Here is a 21,287-nt window from a genome sequence, read left to right as displayed (position 1 = left end):
AAATTTGTATAGATGAAAGCCTATATTTGCTTATATTTCAAGAACTGAAACCTAAGTATGTCAATTAGTTTGTCTTCATTTTATACATTTCAACTTCAGAAACTGTAAAGATTATAAATGACAAACAAGCTCTTTTTCATTTCTACAAAAAAAGCGACTATCAATGGATAGTCGTAGTCGTTTTTTGTAGAAAGATGATTGCCTTTTATTTCTTTCCACTCCAAAACTCTATTAGTAAAACTACCTTTCCTCTCTTTCCCAATCAATTAATTCACTTAAAGAAAACCGGTTAAGTGGTAGATTTACTTTTTCTCCCTTTAATGCTGATTGGTAAATAGCAAATATCAATTCTAGTGACGCAATTGCTGAAGTACTATCTACTAAACTAGAAGATGATTTATGATTGAAAATGACATCATAGATGGATTGATACATTCTCACATGTTCTTGGTAATCGTGTTCCATCTCTATGAACGGAACATCCATGTTATTTATAACAAAACGGTTGATTTGTTGTAATTGATTGCCTTCAATGACGATCGTTCCATTCTCCGCAAAAAGTTTAATCGCGTAGCCATAGTTATAGGGTTTCGTAACTGTGTTTGCTTCAATGATTGCCTTTGAACCATTTTTAAAATCAATCATACTTAAAGCGATATCTTCCGTTTCTTTATTTTTATTTACCTTCATTAATTTTCCATAAACCTCTGATGCATCACCCATAAACCAAAGTAATAAATCAATAATATGAATACCTTGGTTAATTAACATTCCACCATCGTGTTGCCAAGTTCCTCTCCAAGGGGAAACTTGATAGTATTTATCCCCACGATTAATTTCAATTGAACCTACTCCGTAATATATTTCACCGAGTAAAGAACGATCAATTAATTCTTTAATTCTCATCATGCTTTTTAAAAATCGTAATTGATGACAAACAAACAGTTTAGTACCATATTGTTCGGTTAGAACCTTTAACTCTTTCGCTTCTTCTAAGCTTAATGCGATCGGTTTTTCAACGATAATATGCTTCTTTTGTTCGATCGCTGCTTTTGCTATCTCTGAATGAAAACCTGAGCTTGTAGCAATTAAGACTACATCGATATCATTTCGCTCAATCAGGTCTAGATAGTTATGATGAAATTTTCTTTCTTTATTTATAGTTGGCAACAGATTGTCAATAGCCACCATCCGTTCAAGCTTAATATCACTAAGTGCTACAACATCAATGTCAGATATGTGACTAAGCGTTTGACAGTGCTTTTCTGTTATTCTCCCACAGCCAATTATACCTAGTTTCATCATTTCAACTCCTTTTATATTTTCATGCTAAAATATGTTATGCAGCATGCTTGTCCGGAGTATGTCATACCTAAAAAAATAACCTCCATAAATGCTATGGAGGTTATTTATAGAAACAAACGATTAATCACTCAATCTAATAATGGTTAAGGATGCTCCTACCCCACCCTGTAATACAGCTGCTCCTAATAATCCAAATAATTGTAGCTCTATCGTCGATCCAGCTGTCAAGGTAACAATTGCATTTGCTTCTAAAGAGCTTAAAGCTAAAGCTGGTGCTCTTGTTAATGCAGGATCTACTACACCATTAATCTCTACTTGAGAGCTTACTAGTAAGCCAGCGGTAAAGTTTAAATTATAGGAAATAAAGTATCTACCCGCATCTGGAACAGTGAAAATGGTGTCTGTTCCATTTACTGTAATCGGTCCAAGATCTTGCTCACTTGGTAATGGTACAGGTGTCCCTCCTAAAACAACAGCAATTGTCGCTCCCGTCGTATTCGCAGCAAAACCTGACGTTTCCGTAAAGTTTTCAGCCGTCGGACCGGTTGCTCCCGTCGGACCTGTCACTCCTGCTCCTGTAGGACCTGGTGCTCCAGTTGGGCCAGGTGCGCCGGTTGCTCCTGCCAGACCCGTAGCTCCTGCTATTCCTGTTGGACCCGTTACTCCTACTCCCGTTGGGCCGGTTGCTCCGGTCGCTCCTGCCAGACCCGTAGCTCCTGCTATTCCTGTTGGACCTGTTACTCCTACTCCTGTTGGGCCGGTTGCTCCGGTCGCTCCTGCTAGACCCGTAGCTCCTGCTATTCCTGTTGGACCCGTTACTCCTACTCCTGTTGGGCCGGTCGCTCCGGTTGCTCCTGCCAGACCCGTAGCTCCYGCTATTCCTGTTGGACCCGTTACTCCTACTCCTGTTGGGCCGGTCGCTCCCGTCGCTCCTGCCAGACCCGTAGCTCCTGCTATTCCTGTTGGACCCGTTACTCCTATTCCTGTTGGGCCGGTCGCTCCCGTCGCTCCTGCCAGACCCGTAGCTCCCGCTATTCCTGTTGGACCCGTTACTCCCGTTGGACCTGTTGCTCCTACTCCTGTTGGGCCAGTCGGACCTGTTGGACCGGTTACTCCGGTCGCTCCCGTTACTCCTGTGGCTCCACCTCCAGGACCCGTTGGACCTGTCGCTCCTGTTGGACCAATAGGACCTGTTGGGCCGATTGGACCCCTAGGACCAGTTACACCACCATTAAATGGGTTTCTAATTCCATTATATAGTGGAAAACCTTTTTTATTTCCTCCACAACAATTTCTATTATTATAAAACCTCATATCCGTTAAGTTCTCCTCCCTGTAAATCTGTTTATTAGTATTACTCAGATATTCTATTCAAACAGATTTTAGATGTATCTTTAAAACACATTTTTATTTTTAAATTTATGATATAGCCACTCCTGCACTTCCATATCCTGTTATAGCTGTAGCTATATCAATTCCACCCGTTACTTCCGCAGAAAAAACCATTAATAAACGTTGACCAGCAGAAACAGGAATCGATAAACCTTCATTTAACCCCTCTGATACGGTGCCAATTGCGATAATATCGGAAAATGATGGTGCTAATGCAACTGCTGCTCCTGGAATAGGAGTAAACACATTATTACCAGTGGCTGAGAAAAGTTGGGCAGTTACTGTAACAGTTGTCCCTAGTAATGTTAACGCGGCAGTCGTGCTTAAGAATGCTGTTATTGAAGTAATGAATCCGTCTCTTGGAACAGAAAATGCTAAATTATCTAAAGAAGTAGTGTCGATAGTACCACCTAGCAAACTAACACCCGTGACATTATTTCCAAATCCTATATAACTAACTGTTCCTATTAATCCACCAACAACAGTTGTCATAGCAATAGGTAGGTTAGAAGCAAATGGAATAATAGCCCCAGAACCTGGCGCTCCTGTAATTCCAGTTGGTCCAGTTATTCCCGGTGCTCCTGGAGCTCCTGTGACTCCTGTGGTTCCCGGTGCTCCTGTGACTCCTGGCGCTCCCGTGGCTCCTGTGACTCCTGGCGCTCCCGTGGCTCCTGTGACTCCTGGCGCTCCCGTTACTCCTGGCGCTCCTGGAGCTCCTGGCGCTCCTGGCGCTCCTGTGACTCCTGTAGCTCCTGTGACTCCTGTAGCTCCTGGCGCTCCCGTTACTCCTGTTCCACCACCTGCAGTGCCTGTTGGACCCGTTGGACCAACAGGCCCTCTAGGTCCAGTTGCTCCTCGAGCAAAAGGATTTCGACCAAAAGGGAGGCCTTTATAAGAATGTCCGCTATTACAACTACTACATCCTCGTTTTGAAAACTTCACCTTTTCACTCCTTTCATCTATTTGTACTTATATTATGTAAGTTCTAGAAACTGGCTTGTATTCGAATCCAAAAAAATAAAAATGAGTAAAATGCCTAATCAATTCATACCTTAGCAAAAGAATCATATAAATAATTAACGACTCACAGACTGGAGGGAAAACCAATGACTAATCAAGTAAGTAAAGTCTCATCCAAACTTACTCCTACACAATTACAACAGCGCGTCATTCATTTACAGTCTGAGCTGAACAAATATAAAGCTTTAGTCGAACAATATCAAAATAATTATCATTATAATTTAATAGACACCTTACAAGAACAAGTGAATCAGCAAGCAGAGACCATTACTTTATTAGAAGAGAATTTAAAGAAAGAAAAAAAATCCTATCAAACTATTTCAGAGGAATTTTCAACCTATAAACACCGTTATGATAAGAAACTGCACTCTCTAGAAAAAGATCATCAAAATTTACAAAAACAATTAGAGCAATCTCAACAAAAACATTCGAAGACTGACAGTGAGCCCGCAGAGAAAGAATTAGAAGAAAAAAAAGAAGTATTTCCATATCTTCAAAGCAATGAGCAGCTCAATCAACCTGATGAGCTAAATGATGAAGATGAAAAAAGGAATGATCACTGGTTTTATAAAAATTTCACTCCAAAAAAATAGAAAAACCCCACATAAATATGGGGTTTCTCTGAAATGAAAGTGCTCTAAAACAGAGCACTTTTTTTATTAACGACCACCTAAATTAGCAATACGATTCAAATTGAATGTTGCATCTGTGACGGTAACAGTCGATGCAGCAGTGCTTGTTACAAGTTGTAAACTAACAATTTGTCCGCTGAATAAAGTTAATGGTAAATTGTTAACTGATACATTTTGAGGTGTATTAGCTACTAAAGTAACCGTTCTTTCTGTTCCTGCAACTGGTACTCCATTTACAGCTATTCTTGCTGTAACAACTCCTGTAATGGAACTAGATAAAGTTAGATTATAAGAAGCATTATAGATACCTGAGTTTTCTGAAGCTACTTGATTAAAATCCGGCGAAATGATAAATCCTCTCGCTCTAATTGTATCCTCATCCCATGGAATTAAAACCGGTGTAACGGTATCCGTGGAAGTAAGAACTGCTACATCATTTGAAGCAAATAAAAAGCTCGGTGTAACTATCGAGCAATAGCTTTTACGACTACGTTTAGGACATGATTGTAAAAAACCATTCTCATTAACATAATAACGTGGTGAACAACAACTCATGTTCAATCTCTCCTTTCCTTTGTATAGTTCATACTATTATCCAAGCAAACATCTAGCCTGTATGATTTACCTATTTATTTCAAAATCCATAAATACCCAAAGAAAGAAAGAAAAAAAAAACAAACAAATCTTTTAAAGATTTGTTTGTTAAAAGATTTATTCAGCATTTCCACCACAACAATTTTTTACTGCACTCAATTTTGGCTCAGATGCTAATACTCTTTTCACATTCCCTTTTCTAACAACATCACCCGATAACGATGAATTTACAGTTCTTCTGACTTCCTTATCTCTTCTTTTTTTACTCTGATGAAATTTCCCCATGATTTCCCCTCCTTCACTTTCTACATATAGTATGTATAAAGCTTTCCCAACTTTTATCCCAATCTAAAAAATATGCATTAGCCCGTTTTTAGAAAACCGAATAAGTCAATACACCATTTTGGGATATTGTCATACTATACAGTAGTCTGAATACCTACTTTATCGTTTATTTCGAAAAAGCAGGGTAAAAAAATAGGAGGTACAAACATGAAATCCAAAAAACATAGCATTGTCATTAATGCAGAAAAAATTTATGACTGGGTTATGCGTCCTGTTGAAGTTCAACCTATTAGCATTACAGGAGCAGATTTAGCTGGTTTGACAACTGGATTATTTGATCCTACTGATTATGATAGCTTCTGCGAATTTTTAACAGCCAACCACCCTTGTTATACGACAAGATGCCGTGTACTTGAGGATACTTTATACACTCAAGAAATTACTCAACCAAACGGTCGTCAAAAAGTAGAAGTGACTCTACCAAATGGTGATACAGTTGTTCTACATCGAGTCAAAATTGTAGCAAAAGGTCAAATGGAAATTGCCATTGTTGATGAAAATGATTGCTTTACTTTTAATGAACCAGTAGAATTTTTCACGATTCAAACGTTATATTTATGCGCACCTAAGGGAACATGTGTTGAAGCTTGTATCCTTGAGGGAGAATGTGACGCTGAATTTGTATGTACTGAAAACTTCCAACAACTAGATATCTCAGTAAGCTTATGCTTAGACGTTGTGGTTACCGATACAGTAAAAGTTGAAATAGAGGCTTCATATTGTCATCCACGTAATGAATTACCTATTAATGACGTAGTATGTGGTACGCACAAACGTCCACCAAACTGCGATGTTATTTTTCCAGGGTTGACAAAAGAATAGTTTTCTTAAATAAGAAAATCGAGATGAGGATTATCCTCTCTCGATTTTTCTTCTTAAAAGCAAGACTCCCACATACATATTAATAAAACAGAGAATAAAAAGGAGGTTCATCCATTTTGTCTCATTCATCTTCTACAAGATCCTCTCAAGACGTTAACATTCAATACAAACAGAAAATTTTACATTACCGATCTGAATTAAAAAAACTCACTTCAACTATTGAAAAAAAAGATAAAATACTGCAAGAACAGAAGGACACCATTACATTTTTAAAAGAGAAACTTTCCGAAGCACCTCAAGAGCACTTAATCGAGAGCTTTCATTCTCAAACATCAACCGAATTAAGTATTTCTAGCTTTTTTTCTTATTCCATTATGATTCCAAAGGATGATGATCAGATTTCGGTAAAAGGGCATTTCATTATAAAAAATAAAGGTACGCTCCCCCTACATGAGCCTTTAATCTGTCTTGTTGTTAACCAGCCACAAGCTATTCATTTATCTGGAAAAATTAATCATCCAAAACAAAGAAAGCTTAATGATTACTTAGTGGATAATGAAGAATTGTATCAATCTTGGGACTTTGTTGAAAATCACTCATTGAAGGAAGCTAGAAAATCCGGTAAATATTGGCTTAAACCAACTAATTTTCCTGTTCTAAAAGCTAACGACGTTTTATCCTTTTCTGATTTTGAATTAGAAATTAGAAGACAGAAAGAAGGAGTAACTTTTTCAATAGACGGGTTTATATACGGCCAAGAAATACCTGATGGACTGTCAGCAGATAATCAAATTATCGGTAATTTATTTTAATCATTATCTGGTTGCTAAAGTAGCTTCAAACTGTAGACACAACTCCTTTGAGAAATGCATTCGCAAAGGAGTTTTTTTATTCATGAACATGCCATTGGTGCAAATAAGGGCGCTGTCCTTTTGACTCTTTTTGTTGATTTTCGCTTTTTTCGGTGAATAGACAGCTCTCTTTTGACCGTTTTTACTCGTTCAGCAGCTCTTCCATCCAATAGAGCTTTCCCTTTTGACCAGTTCTCTCGTCCACTTCTTTTTTCGGGCGAATAGAGCTTTTCCTTTTGACCGTTTTTACTCGTTCAGCAGCTCTTCCTTCCAATAGAGCTTTCCCTTTTGATCGTTTTCCTTGACCAAGCGAGTGTTGTGTACTGTCTCTTGATAAATAAAAAAGCCTATCGACTATCTCGCTTTTACGAGACTTTGTCGACAGGCTGGAGTTTTTTTTTATTCCTGAGATAGTTTCTTTTTTTTTTACCTATTTAAAATAGCCTCTAAGAAGGCAGCTATACCAGCGATAGCAAAAATAATAAGAATAGGGCCCATTATAACCGGAAGCCAGCTATATAATAAAAAGAGAACACAGGCCATCCATATACCTGTACACCAATAACAGCTTAAAATTTCACCAATAAATTTTCTTATCCCGGTGCCTTTTACACTCACATATTCAATCACTTCTCCATTTTCCAATCTTTCTTCTTTTATATGCTGAAATGGTTTGCGAATAAAATTAGTGATTTTATCAAATACAAGTAAATGAGTGAATCGAAAGGTAGCTAAAGCTAATATAATGATTTCCAACCAATCTAATCCCATTTTTCATTCTCCTTATGATTTAATTCCTTCTTCCTTTCATCTTACGCAACAACTATTCAATTGGAGAAAATAAAAAAACGTTTAATCAAAAGATTAAACGTTTTTTACGAATGGAGTATTAAGAAAGCGATAAAATATTATAGCCTCCATCTACATGTAGAAGCTCTCCTGTTATTCCTCTAGCTAAATCACTCATTAAGAATAGGGCAGTATCTCCTACTTCTTCCTGAGTCGTATTTTTACGAAGAGGTGCTCTTTCTTCAATCTCTTTTAATACATCATTAAAGCCGCCGATTCCTTTAGCTGCTAATGTACGAATTGGTCCTGCCGAAATGGCATTAACACGAATTCCATCTTTTCCAAGGTCATTCGCTAAATATTTAACACTTGCATCAAGAGAAGCTTTGGCTACACCCATTACATTGTAGTTTTTCACTACCTTTTCTCCTCCAAGATAGGTCAATGTAATGACACTTCCCCCTTCGGTCATAAGTGGTCTCGCTTCTTTTAATACAGCTGTTAATGAATACGCGCTAATATTATGAGCAAGCAAGAAACCTTCTCTAGTTGTGTTTAAATATTCTCCTTCTAACTCATCTTTATTAGCGAATGCGATGCAATGAGCTAGTCCATGAATAACTCCGACTTTTTCTTTAATATCCGAAAATGTTTTCTTTATTTCATCATCATTTGTAACATCACAAGGTAATACTAAATGGTCATCATTTTCTAAAGAATCTGCTAGGCTTCTAACATTCTTTTCTAATCTTTCTCCTGCAAAGGTAAAAATCAGTCTCGCTCCAGCATTTGCTAATGATTGTGCAATTCCCCAAGCAATACTTCTTTTATTAGCAACACCCATTACAACATATGTACGTCCTTTTAATGATAATTCAATCATCTAAAATCCCTCCAACTATTATTAATAGTAGTTATTAGCATCAAGTACTAATAATAGTAACATAGTTTAAAGAAGTTGAATAGCTTTTCTCTTTAACATCATTATTCATAGGAACCTAAGACCGCCTTTGGAACTTCCATCCCTTTCGTTCCCCTAGTATCAACATGCTCGTCTTCAGGTGGATATAATACAATGAAACTTAACACCGTATTTTTGGCTAACAATCTTGGTGCGTCTTCTAAATTAGGATTCCATGCTAAAGTACCTCTTCTTGCACTTAATAAGAATATAAGGTCATCTCTTTTTAATAATGAAATCTCTTTATGAAAAACACCCCAGCTATCGAACTTCTCAAACGTAATGGTCGTATTGGCTTTCGATGTTCGATACGCTTTTTTGTACCATTCAATATCGTCATTAATAATCATGTAATGAATAGGAATACCCAATTCTCTTGATAATGTTTTAATCATATCAATTGCTGTATAAAAACCAGGTTTATGTGTAAATCCAGATGGAACAATGACAACGAGTCGCTTCATCGTGTTTATGGGAGATTCTAGCTTTGTTACTAAAACCGTTTGCCTTGTATGCTCTAACAAATGATCAAGAACCCCTCCAAAAATACGCTGTGGTGTTGAAAGCTTTCCATTCCAACCTATAACCGCCGTCGTAATTCGTGTTTCTTCCATTGCTCTCATCATACCAGCTGAAATACTTTGGTCTACTCTCGTTAAAGTTTGGACGGGGATTTCTGCCCCCGCGCCATAACTTACCGCATGATTTAACACTTTCTCAGCTCTAGCTAACGAATCAGAGGTACCTTCTCCACTTTGAGCCACACTCAGAGCATATAATGGTTCTTTCGAAGTCCCTCTCACGATAAAAGCTAAATCCAGTAAAGAAGGAAGAGTTTTCGGATTCGCAACTGGGACCATTAAACGTTCAGGTGTAGCAGATGATTTTTGTGGCTTTTGCTCCTCTAAAAAGGCAATCACTTTTGAATATTTTTCAACTAAATAAGGTCCAATTAAACATGTGATAAGGATTTTAATGATCATTGCATTTACGACGGCTTCATCTAGTAATCCTAAATCATAACCAACTAAGGTTGCCGCTAAGGTAGCTGCTGCTTGTGGGACCGTCAATCCAAACATTAGAATCTTCTCAGCCTTAGAGTACCCATAAAATTTCCCTGTTATATAAGCAGCTAAAAACTTACCTAAAATAACAAACGTAACAACAATTGCTGCCACCTTCCAAGTTTGTACTTCTGTAAAAAGGACCTTTAAATCAACTAACATACCGACTGATAGTAGAAAAAAAGGAATAAAGATTGAATTTCCAACAAATTTAATGCGATTCATAAGCGTTCCATGCTCTACAATAAATCGATTCATCGCAAGTCCGGCAAGGAAACCACCAATAATTGGTTCAATGCCAGCTAGGCTCGCACCAAAGGCTGTAATAAACAAAACGGTCATAACAAAGGCAAATTCTGAATTCCCTTCACTGCCCAACGTACGGAAGAAAAACCTAGACAACCTTGGAATAATTAAAAAAACAGCTAGAACATAAACGATTAATGAAACAATCATTGTAATCCAAAATTCGGCGTTGATAATACCATTAGCTGCTCCAGCTACAATCGCTAGTATTAAAAAAGCCGCTGTATCCGTTATCATTGTTCCGCCTACAGTGGTCGTTACCGCTCTATTTTTTGATACACCTAATCGACTAGCAATCGGAAAAGCTAAAAGAGTATGAGATCCAATAATGGAGCCGATAAGGATGGCTGCTAATAAAGGATAACCGATAAAGTAAGAAGCTACGCTTCCTAAAATAAATGGAACGATAAACGATAGAGTTCCAAAAGTTAAACTGCTGTGTCGATTTTTTTTGAAACCATCTAAATCCATTTCTAATCCAGCAATAAAAAAGATAAATAACAAACCAACTGTACTTAATAATAAAATGGTTTGATCTCTTTCTAATAACCCAAGTCCATTTGGTCCTACAATTAAACCGGCTAAAATTAAACCTATAATACCCGTCATTCTTAATTTCGCCATCAATAACGGTGCAATTAAAAATATGAGCATCGTAATCGCAAAAATGAGAACGGGATCTGTTATTGGCTGATTAAGCAACCTATTCACCCTTTCCTAACACAAAACAAAAATAGTAATCTTTAAATAAATGAATCCATTTCATCATTCATATCTTATAATGAAAACCGAACGATTTTGTTTTTAATTTTCACTTTAGGTAGATGCTTTCCTAAGAGCTTGTTTTCAGCTAACTCTAACTATGAAAAGCGTCGTAAGAGTGGATCCTCGAACGGCGCTCATCCTTCGGGAGTCACTACCTGCCGTTACAATCTACGAGTGATTTCGCAAACATTCAAGACTTTTTTTATAATGAATGTTTGGTTTTATTCACTTATAGAGCAATGATGAAATTCACTCAAATCAATAAAGAAGTCCAATATTTTACCATTATATATAAGAAGTGCAGATAAATCTATTTTTAAATCCAACTTTATTATCAAATTTAGATAATAGTATCTCTTTAATAAGAGAATCGTTTTACTTCAGAAAATTACGGGTATGATGGTAGAAATAAGTTTTCGAAAGGAGGAATGCTACATGAGTTTTTCCAAGGAACAAAAAACAAGAATGGTTACTCCTTCTAATCGTTCTAATCATCAGTCTTCTAAATCCGAAGAAAAGCTTGAAAAGATCGTGGATAAGCTAGAAGAAATGACAACAAATGGTCGTATAGATGACATTGTCCTTCACTTTACGAATAAACGTGAGGTTATTAAAGTAAATATTCTTGCAGGGATTTCTAGAGGGGTAGGGCTCACACTTGGTACCGCTATATTTATTGGACTATTTATCCTACTTTTAACCCAAATGATCTCTTTACCTATTGTTGGGCAATGGGTCGCTAACTTTTTAGAAATGGTAGAATCATATAGACAATAACAAAAAAGGAGAGGTAATCTCATGAATTGGTTAGGAATTGGTGTATTTATCATATCTCTTGTATTTGCTGGTTTTCTTATCATCTTAATTCCAGTTATCAAAAAAATAACTGCCACCCTCGAAAATACAGCTAAAGTAGTATCACAAACTGAGGAAAGCTTAAATGAATTAACGGGCGAAGTAAAATTAATCCTCTATAATACAAATGAAACTCTTATAGATGTTAATGAAAAAGTGAGAAAGTTAAATCCAATATTTGATACGATTGAGGAGGTAGGTAAAGCTTCTCATCATGTTAGCTCTACTCTTGCTGATTACACAGATAAAAAATCACTTATTATGAAAGAAGGTATTAACGAAGCAAATAACAAAAAAGCTAAAGGATTTGTTCGAGCTCTAATCCTATTCTATTATTTAAAGAAAAAGAAAAGCAGACCTACTGTCTAATCTATTTTGAATATTAAACAGGACCTTCCTTCTTTTGAGTAGAAGGAAGGTCCTGTTGAAACTTAGTAAGTACATAAAGGATGCACATTCAAAAATTTTTTTGCTACACCCCACAGAACAGGAAAGCTTTAAGAGAAAGAACTACCGGAGAAACTGACAGTTCGTGTTCCTCACTATTTGTCACAGGTCCTTCTTCTATTTTGTTTCGGCACTAGTTCATAATCCAACCAACTCGTATAGATTTTGAAGGTCATCCGGCCAGCTAGCCTGTACCTTTATTTCTTCTTTTATAAAGGGATGCCAAAAGCGAACTTCTTTACAATGAAGAGCCTGACGAGTAATCCATCGCAAACTTCCTCCATACAAATCGTCACCACATAAAGGATAATGAAGAAATGAAAAATGTACTCTAATTTGATGCGTTCTTCCCGTTTCTAACTTTATTTCTACATGAGAATATTGTTCATTTTGTTTGATGACTCTGTAATGGGTCACTGCATGCTGTCCTTCTGAAGAATGAGCTTCTCTTTGGATAATACTCGTTTTCTTTCTTCTAATCGGAATATTAATCATACAGTTAAGAGGAGTTACCTTCCCTTCTACAATAGCTTCATAAATACGGTGAACCTTATGTTCCTGTTGAAGCTTAGAAAGCTTATCATGTGCTAGCTGATGCTTCGCGACAATTAACAAGCCAGATGTATCTCGATCAAGTCGATTGACAGCATGAAAGGTGGCTGCGATTTTCTTTTGTTCATAATAAAAAAGCACCGCATTTGCCAAAGATCCAGTTGATTGTTGTCTTGAAGGAATCGTATTCATATTGGCTGGTTTGTTTAAAACTAAATAATGCTCATCCTCGTAACGTATATCTAATTTTATATTTTCAGGCGTAATAGAAGAACTTGGTGTTTCTGTAGGTAAAATCAATTCAACCATATCACCAGTTTGAACAACATACCGAACCGTTTTTTCTGTTCCATTGATTAAAATACAGCCATCACCATGCTTAATCCGTGCTAATGATTTTTTGGAAATTTGTTGTTCGACCACTAAAAAATCCCTTAGTAAAAGGCCATTTTCTTTCATGGTAATTTGCCATCTCAACCTAGGCTGTTCATTCACCAATAAATGACTCCTTTACTCGCTTCCAAAATGGGAAAGGTCGAAAGCGTGCAAATCGAATTTTTTCGTCAGCCACACGACATTGAATCGATTTAATTTGATTAAAAGCAGGCGTAAAATGATCAATAGACACTTGAACAGCCACATCATTTAATGGCTTTAACAAACATGTGTGATGCTGCGGTAATACAAGTGGAGAACCTACTGTACGATAAACACGATTGTTAATCGAAGCCATTTCAGCTATCTGAATGGAGGCTAATGAAGGATGCAAAATCGCTCCTCCTAACGCTTTATTATAAGCGGTACTTCCTGATGGAGTCGATATACATAGACCGTCTCCACGGAAAATTTCAAAAGTATCTCCTTTAATATCTACACTACTGACAAGGGAGCCTTCAATACTTTTTACGGTGCATTCATTTAGGGCAAGATGTCTATATTCTTTCTCTTCAGCTGTTTGTATCATTACTTCAAGTAAAGGGTACTCCACAACATGATAAGGGGTTTTAGCTATGTGAATCACTAGCTTTTCGACCTCTTCTGGGATCCAATCTGCATAGAAGCCGAGATGTCCAGTATGTATACCTACAAATGCTGTATATTCTAAACGGTGGCTATAATCATGAAATGCTTGTAATAAAGTGCCATCCCCCCCCACTGTAATGACTAAATCAGGCTCCTCTTCATTTATATATAAACCAAAATCTAATAAATATTGTTCGATTTGTCGCTTTAAAGTATTGGAAACGTCGTCTCCACGAGAAGTAACGGTTACCTTCATTTACTTCCTCCTTTATAGTTGTTCTTTACGACTTTGCTCTTGTTTTTCAGAAATGATTTTTTGTGCTTCTCTTACCTCATCACGAATAATAGACATTTCCTCATCTAATAAAAACGCCGCCTCAGAGGCTCTTTGTAATCTCATTTTAATATTCTCAGGTATTTCTCCGCTATATTTATAACGTAATGAATGCTCAATCGTAGCCCAAAAGTTCATGGCCATCGTTCTGATTTGAAGCTCTACTAAAATCTTCTTCTCTCCTGTAATCATCTGAACAGGATAATTCAATAGCATGTGATAAGAGCGATATCCACTAGGTTTCTTGTGATCAATATAGTCACGCTCTTCAACAATTTCAAAATCCTTGCGTTTTCGAATCAATTCCACAACTGTTTCAATATCTTCAACAAATTGTGTGACAATTCTTACTCCTGCTATATCCTGAAGCTTTTCCTCTAATTCACCAAGAGGAATATTTTTTCTATTAGCTTTATCAATAATGCTTGAAATAGGTTTAACTCTTCCCGTAACAAATTCAATCGGTGTATGCTAAGATGACTTTTGATATTGTTCTCTAATTCCTCTTAGTTTTACTTTTAATTCATCAACGGCTTGTTTATACGGTGTTAATAGCATTTCCCACTTTCTCATTCAACCACCATCCATTTAACTAACATAGCTCGATTTTATGTAAAGCTTTTTACAACGTTTTGTTCAAATTCAATGGCGTAATTTCCATTCCCCTTAATATTATCTAATAAAAATTCGAATTCATGATGAATTTGTTTTAATTCAATCATGATTTGTTCATTTAATTGAATGTGTACAGCTGTTTTTTCTTTCAGTATATTGGCTAAATCTAACCATAAATCATGTTGTAATACTAGGTAAAAGTACTGTTCAGTATCTTCAAGGATATAAATAAAAGCTTGATTATCAGAATCAACTAACATCCTTTCACCATCTTTTAAATGGATTGCAATAGCCTCCTCAACTTCGTGTTCTAAAATTAAAATGGCTTTGTTATCCTGTTTTTTTATTTGATTGACGATTAATTTACTCATCTATCCTTTTCACAACCTCTCCATGCCTACCTAATATCTCCGCTTTATTTTATCATATTTTCCATGCTTCTTATACGATTGTCTACTTCTATTCTATTGATTGAGAGGATTAAGGCAATGTGTGATATTATAAAGAAAAAATAGAGGGAAGTGGTTCCTTATGACAGAAGAAATTGAGATTGAAGAAAAATCGCTTCTTAGTAAAGATGGCTTTGAAATACTAGTAGAAAAATGGCAGCTTTCTAATAAAGATTTTATTTTACAGGAAAACCATTATTTTGACACAAGCGGTATGATTTTAAAAAATCATCATACAGCATTAAGAGTGCGATTAAAAAATGATACCTATCAATTAACTTTAAAACAGCCACACCCAGATGGACTATTAGAAACTCATCAACCTTTGAACCTACCTCAATTTAACGAGCTAAAAAAAGAAGGAAAGCTACCTCAAGGAAAAGTACTAGAACAGTTGAATAAACTATCAACTGATACTTGGCATTTTCATTATTTAGGAATGTTAAAAACCTATCGAGCAGAATTATCCTATAATCAAGGACTTTTATGTTTTGATAAAAGTATTTATGCTGGTGTGGAAGATTATGAAATAGAATTCGAAGGTTATTCAAGAGAACACGCCATTCATACTCTAGAAAACCTACTACACTCTATTGGCCTCAAACCTCTTAAAACTAAAAACAAAATACAACGATTTTATGAGCAAGTACAAAAAAGTAAGACTCTATAAAATCAATAAAAGGAGAAACTATGAATTTTACGACTGAAAGATTAACAGTAAGACCGTTTCTAAAGCAAGATATTGAAGATGTTTATACTATTTACAAAGACGAGCTTACATGTAAATATCTTTTACATGAGCATTGGACCAGCGAAAATAAAGAGATGGAATTTGAGAAAAAGCTTGAAAATAGCACATTAAGTAAAAATAATGCATTAAGCTTGGCGGTAGTAACCTCCTCTTCAAAAACAATCGGGGATTTATCGATTTGGTATACTTCTATGAAGGATACCGTTGAAGTTGGGTATTGTTTTTCCAAAGATGAAAATGGAAAAGGGTATGCAACAGAAGCCATGAATGGTTTAGCAAACCAATTATTTGCCGATTTTCAATTACACCGTATTCAAGCAACCCTAGACGCTAGAAATACCGCTTCTAAAAAGGTTTGTGAACGCATCGGTATGAGACAGGAAGCTTATTTTGTTCAAGATTATTGGAGCAAAAATGAATGGACAGATAGTATTGTTTTTGGGATGCTTTTATCTGACTTAAAATGAGAAACCTATTACAGCCAAACCTCATAGTTCTTGTCACATCTTAGTATAAAAGTCTGATATTTAAGTCGTCCATTATCTGATACGATTTAACTATAAGCATACTGTTGGAGAGTGAACAAAATGAATCATTCGATTTTTTCTACAAATAATAGTCAGCATACGATTAATTTAATACAAAAAGTTCAAGAGCAACAACGCTACAGCTCAGAAGGTGTTGACGCTAAAAGGTTTCAAACGTTTTTATCAGAAGCCCTTCATGTTCAATCACCGCTGATGGATCAAAGCGAATCTTTATTTTTAAATTCCTTCCATTCATCTCAAGCGATGATGCCATTTTGGTTTGATAAAACGAATGAATTTGGTTCTATCACAAACACAGTAAGTCAACCTCAAGCCTCACTAAACCAAAGCACTTCGAATCAAGCTGCACCTTCTAATCAATATCAGCAGCTTATAAATGAAGCTGCTCAAAAATATAAGCTACCACCTAAACTACTTTATGCTGTCATAAAACACGAATCTAACTTTAACCCAAATGCACAAAGTCATGCAGGTGCTTCAGGATTAATGCAACTAATGCCAGCAACAGCTAGAAGCCTTGGAGTAACGAATATTTTTGATCCAAAACAAAATATTGAGGGCGGAGCCAAATATTTAAGAAATATGTTAAATCGCTATAACGAAAACCCTGAGTTAGCTTTAGCGGCTTATAATGCAGGTCCAGGAAATGTCGATAAATACGGAGGAATTCCTCCTTTTAAAGAAACACAAAATTATGTGCCAAAGGTTATGAACACCTATTTATCCTAAGACAAGAATGAAATATTCTTGTCTTATTTTTGTGTTCAAAGCTTGATTATTTGCCGTATGAACATTCAATTGCTACAATGTGTATTAGAACAAAGCAAATTATGGGACAGTTTAGTAAATCTCATGTAAAATAACAATGCTCCCATTCTTGATACTTTATATTGTTTTTATAGGAGGAATTCCCATGTCAGATAGGGTTGAAATTCCATACGAAGCGCTTGGAGGTGAAGCCGTATTATCGAAGCTCGTTCATACGTTCTACGGCTATGTCTCCCAGCATCCTGATTTAGCTCCTTTATTTCCAGATGATTTATCGGAAACAAAAAGAAAACAAATTCAATTTTTAACACAATTTCTAGGTGGACCTTCACTATATACTAATGAACATGGTCATCCTATGTTAAGAGCAAGGCATATGCCTTTTGTCATTACTTCAGTTCAAGCAGAGGCATGGCTTGATTGCATGAAGAAGGCAATGGATGATTGTCAAATTGAAAAAAATATTCGCGAGTATATGCTAAATCGCCTTACCATGACAGCTCATCATATGGTAAACCATCAAGCATAAAGGATAGAAAGGAGAATGACCATTGAATCCTAAAAAAATCAAACATGCAATAACATAATGGGCGTTTGTGGTCTTGATCCAACTGAATCTTCTTCCAATCATTCAACAAAGCCTATAGAAATTTATGCTTTTATTGACCCTTTATGTCCTGAATGCTGGTCTTTTGAGCCGATTATAAAAAAATTAAAGATTGAATATGGACCATACTTTCGAATTCGAATTTTATTGGCTGGTGGTATAAAAGCTTGGAATAGCTGTCAAGATCCGAAAAAAGTCCAAGAACGAAAAGCCCAATTATCAAATTTTTGGAATATGGTTGCTTCGAAATCAGGGATGTGCTGTGATGGTGATTTTTGGTTAGAGCAGAATCAATGGGATTCTCCCTATCTAGCTTCACTTGCAATAAAAGCAGCTGAGCTACAAGGGCCGCAGGCAGGGGCGAAATTTTTAAGAAAGCTGAGAGAGAAGCTTTTTCTTGAAAAGAAGGATGTCACTAATAGCTACATTTTAAAGGAATGCAGTCAAGATGCTGATTTAGATGTAGAGGAATTTATTAAAGATTTATATTCTGATAGTGCTAAACAGGCATTGAGCTGTGATATGATCTCCACTAGCGAAATGAATGTTGATAGTACTCCAACCTTTGTATTCTTTAATGACAATGTCGAAGAGGATGGAATTAAAATTTCAGGTAGCTATGCTTATGATATTTATGTACAAATATTAACCGAAATGCTTGGTTTTATTCCTAAAAAGGCACCGAAGATGTCCATTGAACAGTTCATACAAAAATATGAATTTGTAGCAACCGTGGAAATTGCCGTTGTTTTCGATTTAACAACAGATGAAGTAGAAAAAACATTAAAGCAACTTGTCCTACAACAAAAAGTAGAAAAGGTCTCCGTTAAACATGGGATGTTTTGGCGATATATTCCTACTGACTCATAAATAAAGAGCGAACCGAATCGGTTCGCTCTTTTATTCTCTATGGGGGAGAGAATGTGATGTGCTTCACATTATTAGAATATCAAATCCTTCTTCATGTGACAATGCTATCTCTTTAACGTTCAGTTTTTCGTCATATCTGTGGTAAAGTTGTCTTAAAAGTTTGGTAAAATGCATAGAATTAGATGAAGCCTTTTTTAATATTAGGAGTGACATCTAATGAAGCTATTGAAAAATATGACTGCTTGTATAGCCATTATATTCAGCTTTTATTTAGTTCTATTATCTTTCTTGCATATCTTCCCCAAATGGCTTGCTTTTCCTTTACTGTTTTTCTCTATTTTTTTCTCACTTTCACCACTTTCACCTACGAAAAGAAAATTTAAAGGCTTTTAAAAAAGAAGCTGAGATAATGGGTATGAATAAGAAACTCAACCGTTTTAGGCTCTCCTGCTGTTCGCTCTCCTATGACACTCAGAACCCGATGAGATGGCGCCGAATTACGGCTTGGCCAACTTCATACATGGAAACTTCGCACCTTGTATCTGCTGTATGTGCTACATTACCGTATTTTTTAGAGAATCTACAAAAAATGAAACAGGACCTACCTTTTTTTATAAGAAGGTAGGCCCTGTAGGTTATTTGTTCATGCATTCATGACACAGCATTTCAAGCTTCGCTACAAGAGCTCATCTAAACTCAGCTCTTGTCCCTGATTATTTACTCTCCAATTAATTGTTCCATTTCATTTAATGCTTCTTCAAATACTTTTAGAGCTTGCTTAATTGGCTCAGATGAAGTCATATCAACTCCTGCTTTCTTTAGTACCTCAATTGGAGATTGTGAGCTTCCAGCTTTAAGGAAATCAAGGTATCTATCTACTGCTGGCTGACCCTCTTCTAAAATTTGTTTAGATAATGCAGTCGCTGCACTATAGCCAGTTGCATACTGATAAACATAAAAATTGTAATAAAAATGAGGAATTCTAGCCCATTCTAGACCAATCTCTTGATCCATTTCAATGTCATCTCCAAAATACTTTTTATTTAAATCATAATAAAGACTTGTAAGAAGGTCAGGTGTAAGAGCCTCTCCACTGGCTGACTTCTCATGGATAAGTTGTTCAAACTCAGCAAACATCGTTTGTCTAAAGACTGTTCCTCTAAAACCTTCTAAGAAATGATTTAATAAATAGAGTTTTTGTTTTTCATCCTTTGTATTCTTAACTAGGTAATCATTTAGAAGTGCTTCGTTCAAAGTTGAAGCTACTTCTGCAACAAAAATAGTGTAATTTCCATAAACATACGGCTGATGATTACGTGTATAATAACTGTGCAGACTGTGGCCAAATTCATGAGCCAATGTAAAAGTGTTGTCTATGTTATTCTGCCAATTCATTAAGATATATGGCATCGTACCATAAGCTCCAGATGAGTAAGCACCACTTCTTTTCCCTTCATTTTCTTCCACATCTACCCATCTTTTTGAAAAGCCATCTTTTAATACGGAGACATACTCTTCTCCAAGAGGCTCCACTCCTTTTAATACTAATTGTTGGGCTTCTTCATAAGGGATCTCCATTTTCACATCTTTTATTAAAGGTGTGTAAAGATCATAGACGTGCAACTCATCGAGACCTAATACTTTTTTTCTTAATTTTACATATCGATGCAATAGATGAAGATGCTCATTAATCGTTTCAACTAACTGATCATAAACTACTTCTGGAATATGATTTTTGCTCAAAGCTGCCTGTCTAGCCGATTCATACTTCCTAACCTTTGAATAAAAGGTGTTTCGTTTTACTTGACCGCTTAATGTAGAAGCAAACGTATTTTGATAAGAGCCATATGTTTTATAAACGGATTGAAACGCTTCCTTTCGTACATTGCGGTCGCTACTCTCTAAGAAACGAATATAACGTCCATGAGTAATTTGTACATCTTCCCCATTCTCATCTTTAATCACAGGAAATTTTAGATCAGCGTTATTTAACATTCCAAAGGTATTGCTTGCACTACTTGTAACCTCACTTGCTTGGGCTAGAAGAGCTTCTTCTGCCTCCGATAACACGTGAGCTCTTTGTTCATTTAATTCATCCAGCATTTGCTTATATAAGCTTAAGCCTTCATGTTCTTGGATAAAACGTTCAAGCTTTTCTTCTTCAATTGAGAGCAATTCTGGCACAATATAAGACACAATTTGCCCGAATTGAGCAGCTAAGGATTTGACACGGTCATCTAAACCCTGATAAAAAGAGTTAGTTGTATCTTGATCATAGCGCATGTGCGCATATGTATACAGTTTCCCTAGCTTTTCCGATAATTGATGTTCAGCTTCTAGTGCTTCATATAAAACTTGGGCAGATTGTGATAATTTTCCCTTATATTGTTGTAGTTCGGGCATTTTCTCTTTGATTTCTTGATATTCCTGCTCCCATAATTCATCGGTTTCAAAAATGTCTTCTAAATCCCATGTTTTCTCAACGGGTATATCTTGTCTTTTAGGTAATACTTTTGCCATAATCGGCACCTCCACCAGTACATTATATTTGATGTTCCAATATACTAAAAAAAGCTCTACTATAGACATTCGATTATAATAGCTAAAGTCCTTTATTACATT

23 protein-coding genes and 1 pseudogene are annotated in these 21,287 nt (G+C 36.1%); 10 read left to right on the top strand and 14 right to left on the bottom strand.

Annotated features, from left to right (window positions below; translation table 11 throughout):
• Nucleotides 1-240 precede the first annotated feature (240 nt).
• The 3 genes from AZF04_RS10785 to AZF04_RS10775 all read right to left on the bottom strand — a co-directional run bounded on the left by AZF04_RS10785 (nucleotide 241) and on the right by AZF04_RS10775 (nucleotide 3,639).
• Entirely contained in the window at nucleotides 241-1,302 is a 1,062-nt protein-coding gene (locus AZF04_RS10785) for a Gfo/Idh/MocA family protein (protein ID WP_061948691.1), read from the bottom strand.
• Between the two features lie 123 nt (nucleotides 1,303-1,425).
• The gene (locus AZF04_RS21210) at nucleotides 1,426-2,619 is read right to left on the bottom strand and encodes a BclA C-terminal domain-containing protein (RefSeq protein WP_061948690.1); all 1,194 of its coding nucleotides are present in this window, start codon (nucleotides 2,617-2,619) and stop codon (nucleotides 1,426-1,428) included.
• A gap of 105 nt (nucleotides 2,620-2,724) precedes the next feature.
• Complete coding sequence (locus tag AZF04_RS10775; RefSeq protein WP_061948689.1) at nucleotides 2,725-3,639, bottom strand: exosporium glycoprotein BclB-related protein; 915 nt, start codon at nucleotides 3,637-3,639, stop codon at nucleotides 2,725-2,727.
• A gap of 164 nt (nucleotides 3,640-3,803) precedes the next feature.
• On the opposite strand from AZF04_RS10775, the gene AZF04_RS10770 reads away from it, so the two are divergent.
• Complete coding sequence (locus tag AZF04_RS10770) at nucleotides 3,804-4,310, top strand: hypothetical protein (protein ID WP_061948688.1); 507 nt, start codon at nucleotides 3,804-3,806, stop codon at nucleotides 4,308-4,310.
• A gap of 66 nt (nucleotides 4,311-4,376) precedes the next feature.
• Here the strand turns inward: AZF04_RS10770 and AZF04_RS10765 are convergent, their stop codons facing one another.
• Entirely contained in the window at nucleotides 4,377-4,904 is a 528-nt protein-coding gene (locus AZF04_RS10765) for a hypothetical protein (protein ID WP_061948687.1), read from the bottom strand.
• 156 nt (nucleotides 4,905-5,060) lie between these two features.
• The gene (locus AZF04_RS21205) at nucleotides 5,061-5,228 is read right to left on the bottom strand and encodes a hypothetical protein (RefSeq protein WP_156479521.1); all 168 of its coding nucleotides are present in this window, start codon (nucleotides 5,226-5,228) and stop codon (nucleotides 5,061-5,063) included.
• Between the two features lie 207 nt (nucleotides 5,229-5,435).
• Here AZF04_RS21205 and AZF04_RS10760 point away from each other — a divergent pair, with 207 nt between their 5' ends.
• Both AZF04_RS10760 and AZF04_RS10755 read left to right on the top strand, forming a co-directional pair.
• On the top strand, nucleotides 5,436-6,110 hold the full coding sequence (locus AZF04_RS10760; protein WP_061948686.1) for a BMQ_0737 family morphogenetic spore coat protein: 675 nt from the start codon (nucleotides 5,436-5,438) through the stop codon (nucleotides 6,108-6,110).
• Nucleotides 6,111-6,226: 116 nt separating this feature from the next.
• Complete coding sequence (locus tag AZF04_RS10755) at nucleotides 6,227-6,922, top strand: hypothetical protein (protein WP_061948685.1); 696 nt, start codon at nucleotides 6,227-6,229, stop codon at nucleotides 6,920-6,922.
• Nucleotides 6,923-7,103: 181 nt separating this feature from the next.
• Here AZF04_RS10755 and AZF04_RS21785 read toward each other — a convergent pair whose 3' ends face one another.
• The 4 genes from AZF04_RS21785 to AZF04_RS10740 all read right to left on the bottom strand — a co-directional run bounded on the left by AZF04_RS21785 (nucleotide 7,104) and on the right by AZF04_RS10740 (nucleotide 10,783).
• Complete coding sequence (locus AZF04_RS21785) at nucleotides 7,104-7,235, bottom strand: hypothetical protein (RefSeq protein ID WP_268753420.1); 132 nt, start codon at nucleotides 7,233-7,235, stop codon at nucleotides 7,104-7,106.
• Between the two features lie 152 nt (nucleotides 7,236-7,387).
• Nucleotides 7,388-7,732 carry a DUF1360 domain-containing protein gene (locus tag AZF04_RS10750; RefSeq protein ID WP_061948684.1) on the bottom strand — a complete coding sequence of 115 codons (345 nt, stop codon included), beginning with the start codon at nucleotides 7,730-7,732 and terminating at the stop codon, nucleotides 7,388-7,390.
• A gap of 118 nt (nucleotides 7,733-7,850) precedes the next feature.
• Nucleotides 7,851-8,633, bottom strand: a complete 783-nt coding sequence (gene fabI / locus AZF04_RS10745; RefSeq protein WP_061948683.1) for an enoyl-ACP reductase FabI — start codon at nucleotides 8,631-8,633, stop codon at nucleotides 7,851-7,853.
• A gap of 101 nt (nucleotides 8,634-8,734) precedes the next feature.
• The gene (locus tag AZF04_RS10740; RefSeq protein ID WP_061948682.1) at nucleotides 8,735-10,783 is read right to left on the bottom strand and encodes a cation:proton antiporter; all 2,049 of its coding nucleotides are present in this window, start codon (nucleotides 10,781-10,783) and stop codon (nucleotides 8,735-8,737) included.
• A 498-nt stretch (nucleotides 10,784-11,281) separates the two neighbouring features.
• Here AZF04_RS10740 and AZF04_RS10735 point away from each other — a divergent pair, with 498 nt between their 5' ends.
• Entirely contained in the window at nucleotides 11,282-11,623 is a 342-nt protein-coding gene (locus AZF04_RS10735; protein WP_045488754.1) for a DUF5665 domain-containing protein, read from the top strand.
• Between the two features lie 21 nt (nucleotides 11,624-11,644).
• Nucleotides 11,645-12,070 (top strand): DUF948 domain-containing protein, encoded by a 426-nt coding sequence (locus AZF04_RS10730; RefSeq protein ID WP_061948681.1) that lies wholly within the window; start codon nucleotides 11,645-11,647, stop codon nucleotides 12,068-12,070.
• Nucleotides 12,071-12,286: 216 nt separating this feature from the next.
• Here the strand turns inward: AZF04_RS10730 and AZF04_RS10725 are convergent, their stop codons facing one another.
• The 4 genes and pseudogenes from AZF04_RS10725 to AZF04_RS10710 all read right to left on the bottom strand — a co-directional run bounded on the left by AZF04_RS10725 (nucleotide 12,287) and on the right by AZF04_RS10710 (nucleotide 15,043).
• Nucleotides 12,287-13,195, bottom strand: coding sequence for an RluA family pseudouridine synthase (locus AZF04_RS10725; protein WP_327020388.1), 909 nt, complete (start codon nucleotides 13,193-13,195; stop codon nucleotides 12,287-12,289).
• A complete protein-coding gene (locus AZF04_RS10720; RefSeq protein WP_045488760.1) occupies nucleotides 13,188-13,979 on the bottom strand; it encodes an NAD kinase in 792 nt (263 codons plus the stop codon). The genes AZF04_RS10725 and AZF04_RS10720 overlap by 8 nt, the downstream gene beginning before the upstream one ends.
• A gap of 12 nt (nucleotides 13,980-13,991) precedes the next feature.
• Nucleotides 13,992-14,630 (bottom strand): annotated as a pseudogene (locus tag AZF04_RS10715) (GTP pyrophosphokinase).
• Between the two features lie 35 nt (nucleotides 14,631-14,665).
• Nucleotides 14,666-15,043 (bottom strand): UPF0738 family protein, encoded by a 378-nt coding sequence (locus tag AZF04_RS10710; RefSeq protein ID WP_061948680.1) that lies wholly within the window; start codon nucleotides 15,041-15,043, stop codon nucleotides 14,666-14,668.
• 160 nt (nucleotides 15,044-15,203) lie between these two features.
• On the opposite strand from AZF04_RS10710, the gene AZF04_RS10705 reads away from it, so the two are divergent.
• From AZF04_RS10705 to AZF04_RS10685, 5 genes are all read left to right on the top strand, one after another.
• Entirely contained in the window at nucleotides 15,204-15,791 is a 588-nt protein-coding gene (locus AZF04_RS10705; protein ID WP_061948679.1) for a CYTH domain-containing protein, read from the top strand.
• Nucleotides 15,792-15,811: 20 nt separating this feature from the next.
• Nucleotides 15,812-16,339 (top strand): GNAT family N-acetyltransferase, encoded by a 528-nt coding sequence (locus AZF04_RS10700; RefSeq protein WP_061948678.1) that lies wholly within the window; start codon nucleotides 15,812-15,814, stop codon nucleotides 16,337-16,339.
• Between the two features lie 120 nt (nucleotides 16,340-16,459).
• Nucleotides 16,460-17,149, top strand: a complete 690-nt coding sequence (locus AZF04_RS10695; protein ID WP_235599957.1) for a lytic transglycosylase domain-containing protein — start codon at nucleotides 16,460-16,462, stop codon at nucleotides 17,147-17,149.
• 184 nt (nucleotides 17,150-17,333) lie between these two features.
• Nucleotides 17,334-17,717 carry a globin domain-containing protein gene (locus tag AZF04_RS10690; RefSeq protein WP_061948677.1) on the top strand — a complete coding sequence of 128 codons (384 nt, stop codon included), beginning with the start codon at nucleotides 17,334-17,336 and terminating at the stop codon, nucleotides 17,715-17,717.
• Between the two features lie 57 nt (nucleotides 17,718-17,774).
• A complete protein-coding gene (locus AZF04_RS10685; RefSeq protein WP_061948676.1) occupies nucleotides 17,775-18,665 on the top strand; it encodes a ClpXP adapter SpxH family protein in 891 nt (296 codons plus the stop codon).
• Nucleotides 18,666-19,382: 717 nt separating this feature from the next.
• Here AZF04_RS10685 and pepF read toward each other — a convergent pair.
• Nucleotides 19,383-21,185 carry an oligoendopeptidase F gene (pepF, locus tag AZF04_RS10680; protein WP_061948675.1) on the bottom strand — a complete coding sequence of 601 codons (1,803 nt, stop codon included), beginning with the start codon at nucleotides 21,183-21,185 and terminating at the stop codon, nucleotides 19,383-19,385.
• Between the last annotated feature and the right edge of the window lie 102 nt (nucleotides 21,186-21,287).

This window comes from Alkalihalobacillus trypoxylicola (assembly GCF_001590785.1).
Lineage (GTDB): Bacteria > Bacillota > Bacilli > Bacillales > Bacillaceae_D > Alkalihalobacillus > Alkalihalobacillus trypoxylicola.
The sequence above is the reverse complement of the archived record's forward strand: the minus strand, read 5'-3'. Positions and strand labels throughout refer to the sequence as shown.

Bases quoted from the DNA above. Each gene is read 5' to 3' on its own strand.
- AZF04_RS10785 (WP_061948691.1), bottom strand. From the start codon at position 1,302: ATGAAACTAGGTATAATTGGCTGTGGGAGAATAACAGAAAAGCACTGT.
- AZF04_RS10770 (WP_061948688.1), top strand. From the start codon at position 3,804: ATGACTAATCAAGTAAGTAAAGTCTCATCCAAACTTACTCCTACACAA.
- AZF04_RS10765 (WP_061948687.1), bottom strand. From the start codon at position 4,904: ATGAGTTGTTGTTCACCACGTTATTATGTTAATGAGAATGGTTTTTTA.
- AZF04_RS21205 (WP_156479521.1), bottom strand. From the start codon at position 5,228: ATGGGGAAATTTCATCAGAGTAAAAAAAGAAGAGATAAGGAAGTCAGA.
- AZF04_RS10760 (WP_061948686.1), top strand. From the start codon at position 5,436: ATGAAATCCAAAAAACATAGCATTGTCATTAATGCAGAAAAAATTTAT.
- AZF04_RS10750 (WP_061948684.1), bottom strand. From the start codon at position 7,732: ATGGGATTAGATTGGTTGGAAATCATTATATTAGCTTTAGCTACCTTT.
- fabI (WP_061948683.1), bottom strand. From the start codon at position 8,633: ATGATTGAATTATCATTAAAAGGACGTACATATGTTGTAATGGGTGTT.
- AZF04_RS10735 (WP_045488754.1), top strand. From the start codon at position 11,282: ATGAGTTTTTCCAAGGAACAAAAAACAAGAATGGTTACTCCTTCTAAT.
- AZF04_RS10730 (WP_061948681.1), top strand. From the start codon at position 11,645: ATGAATTGGTTAGGAATTGGTGTATTTATCATATCTCTTGTATTTGCT.
- AZF04_RS10720 (WP_045488760.1), bottom strand. From the start codon at position 13,979: ATGAAGGTAACCGTTACTTCTCGTGGAGACGACGTTTCCAATACTTTA.
- AZF04_RS10710 (WP_061948680.1), bottom strand. From the start codon at position 15,043: ATGAGTAAATTAATCGTCAATCAAATAAAAAAACAGGATAACAAAGCC.
- AZF04_RS10705 (WP_061948679.1), top strand. From the start codon at position 15,204: ATGACAGAAGAAATTGAGATTGAAGAAAAATCGCTTCTTAGTAAAGAT.
- AZF04_RS10700 (WP_061948678.1), top strand. From the start codon at position 15,812: ATGAATTTTACGACTGAAAGATTAACAGTAAGACCGTTTCTAAAGCAA.
- AZF04_RS10695 (WP_235599957.1), top strand. From the start codon at position 16,460: ATGAATCATTCGATTTTTTCTACAAATAATAGTCAGCATACGATTAAT.
- AZF04_RS10690 (WP_061948677.1), top strand. From the start codon at position 17,334: ATGTCAGATAGGGTTGAAATTCCATACGAAGCGCTTGGAGGTGAAGCC.
- AZF04_RS10685 (WP_061948676.1), top strand. From the start codon at position 17,775: ATGGGCGTTTGTGGTCTTGATCCAACTGAATCTTCTTCCAATCATTCA.
- pepF (WP_061948675.1), bottom strand. From the start codon at position 21,185: ATGGCAAAAGTATTACCTAAAAGACAAGATATACCCGTTGAGAAAACA.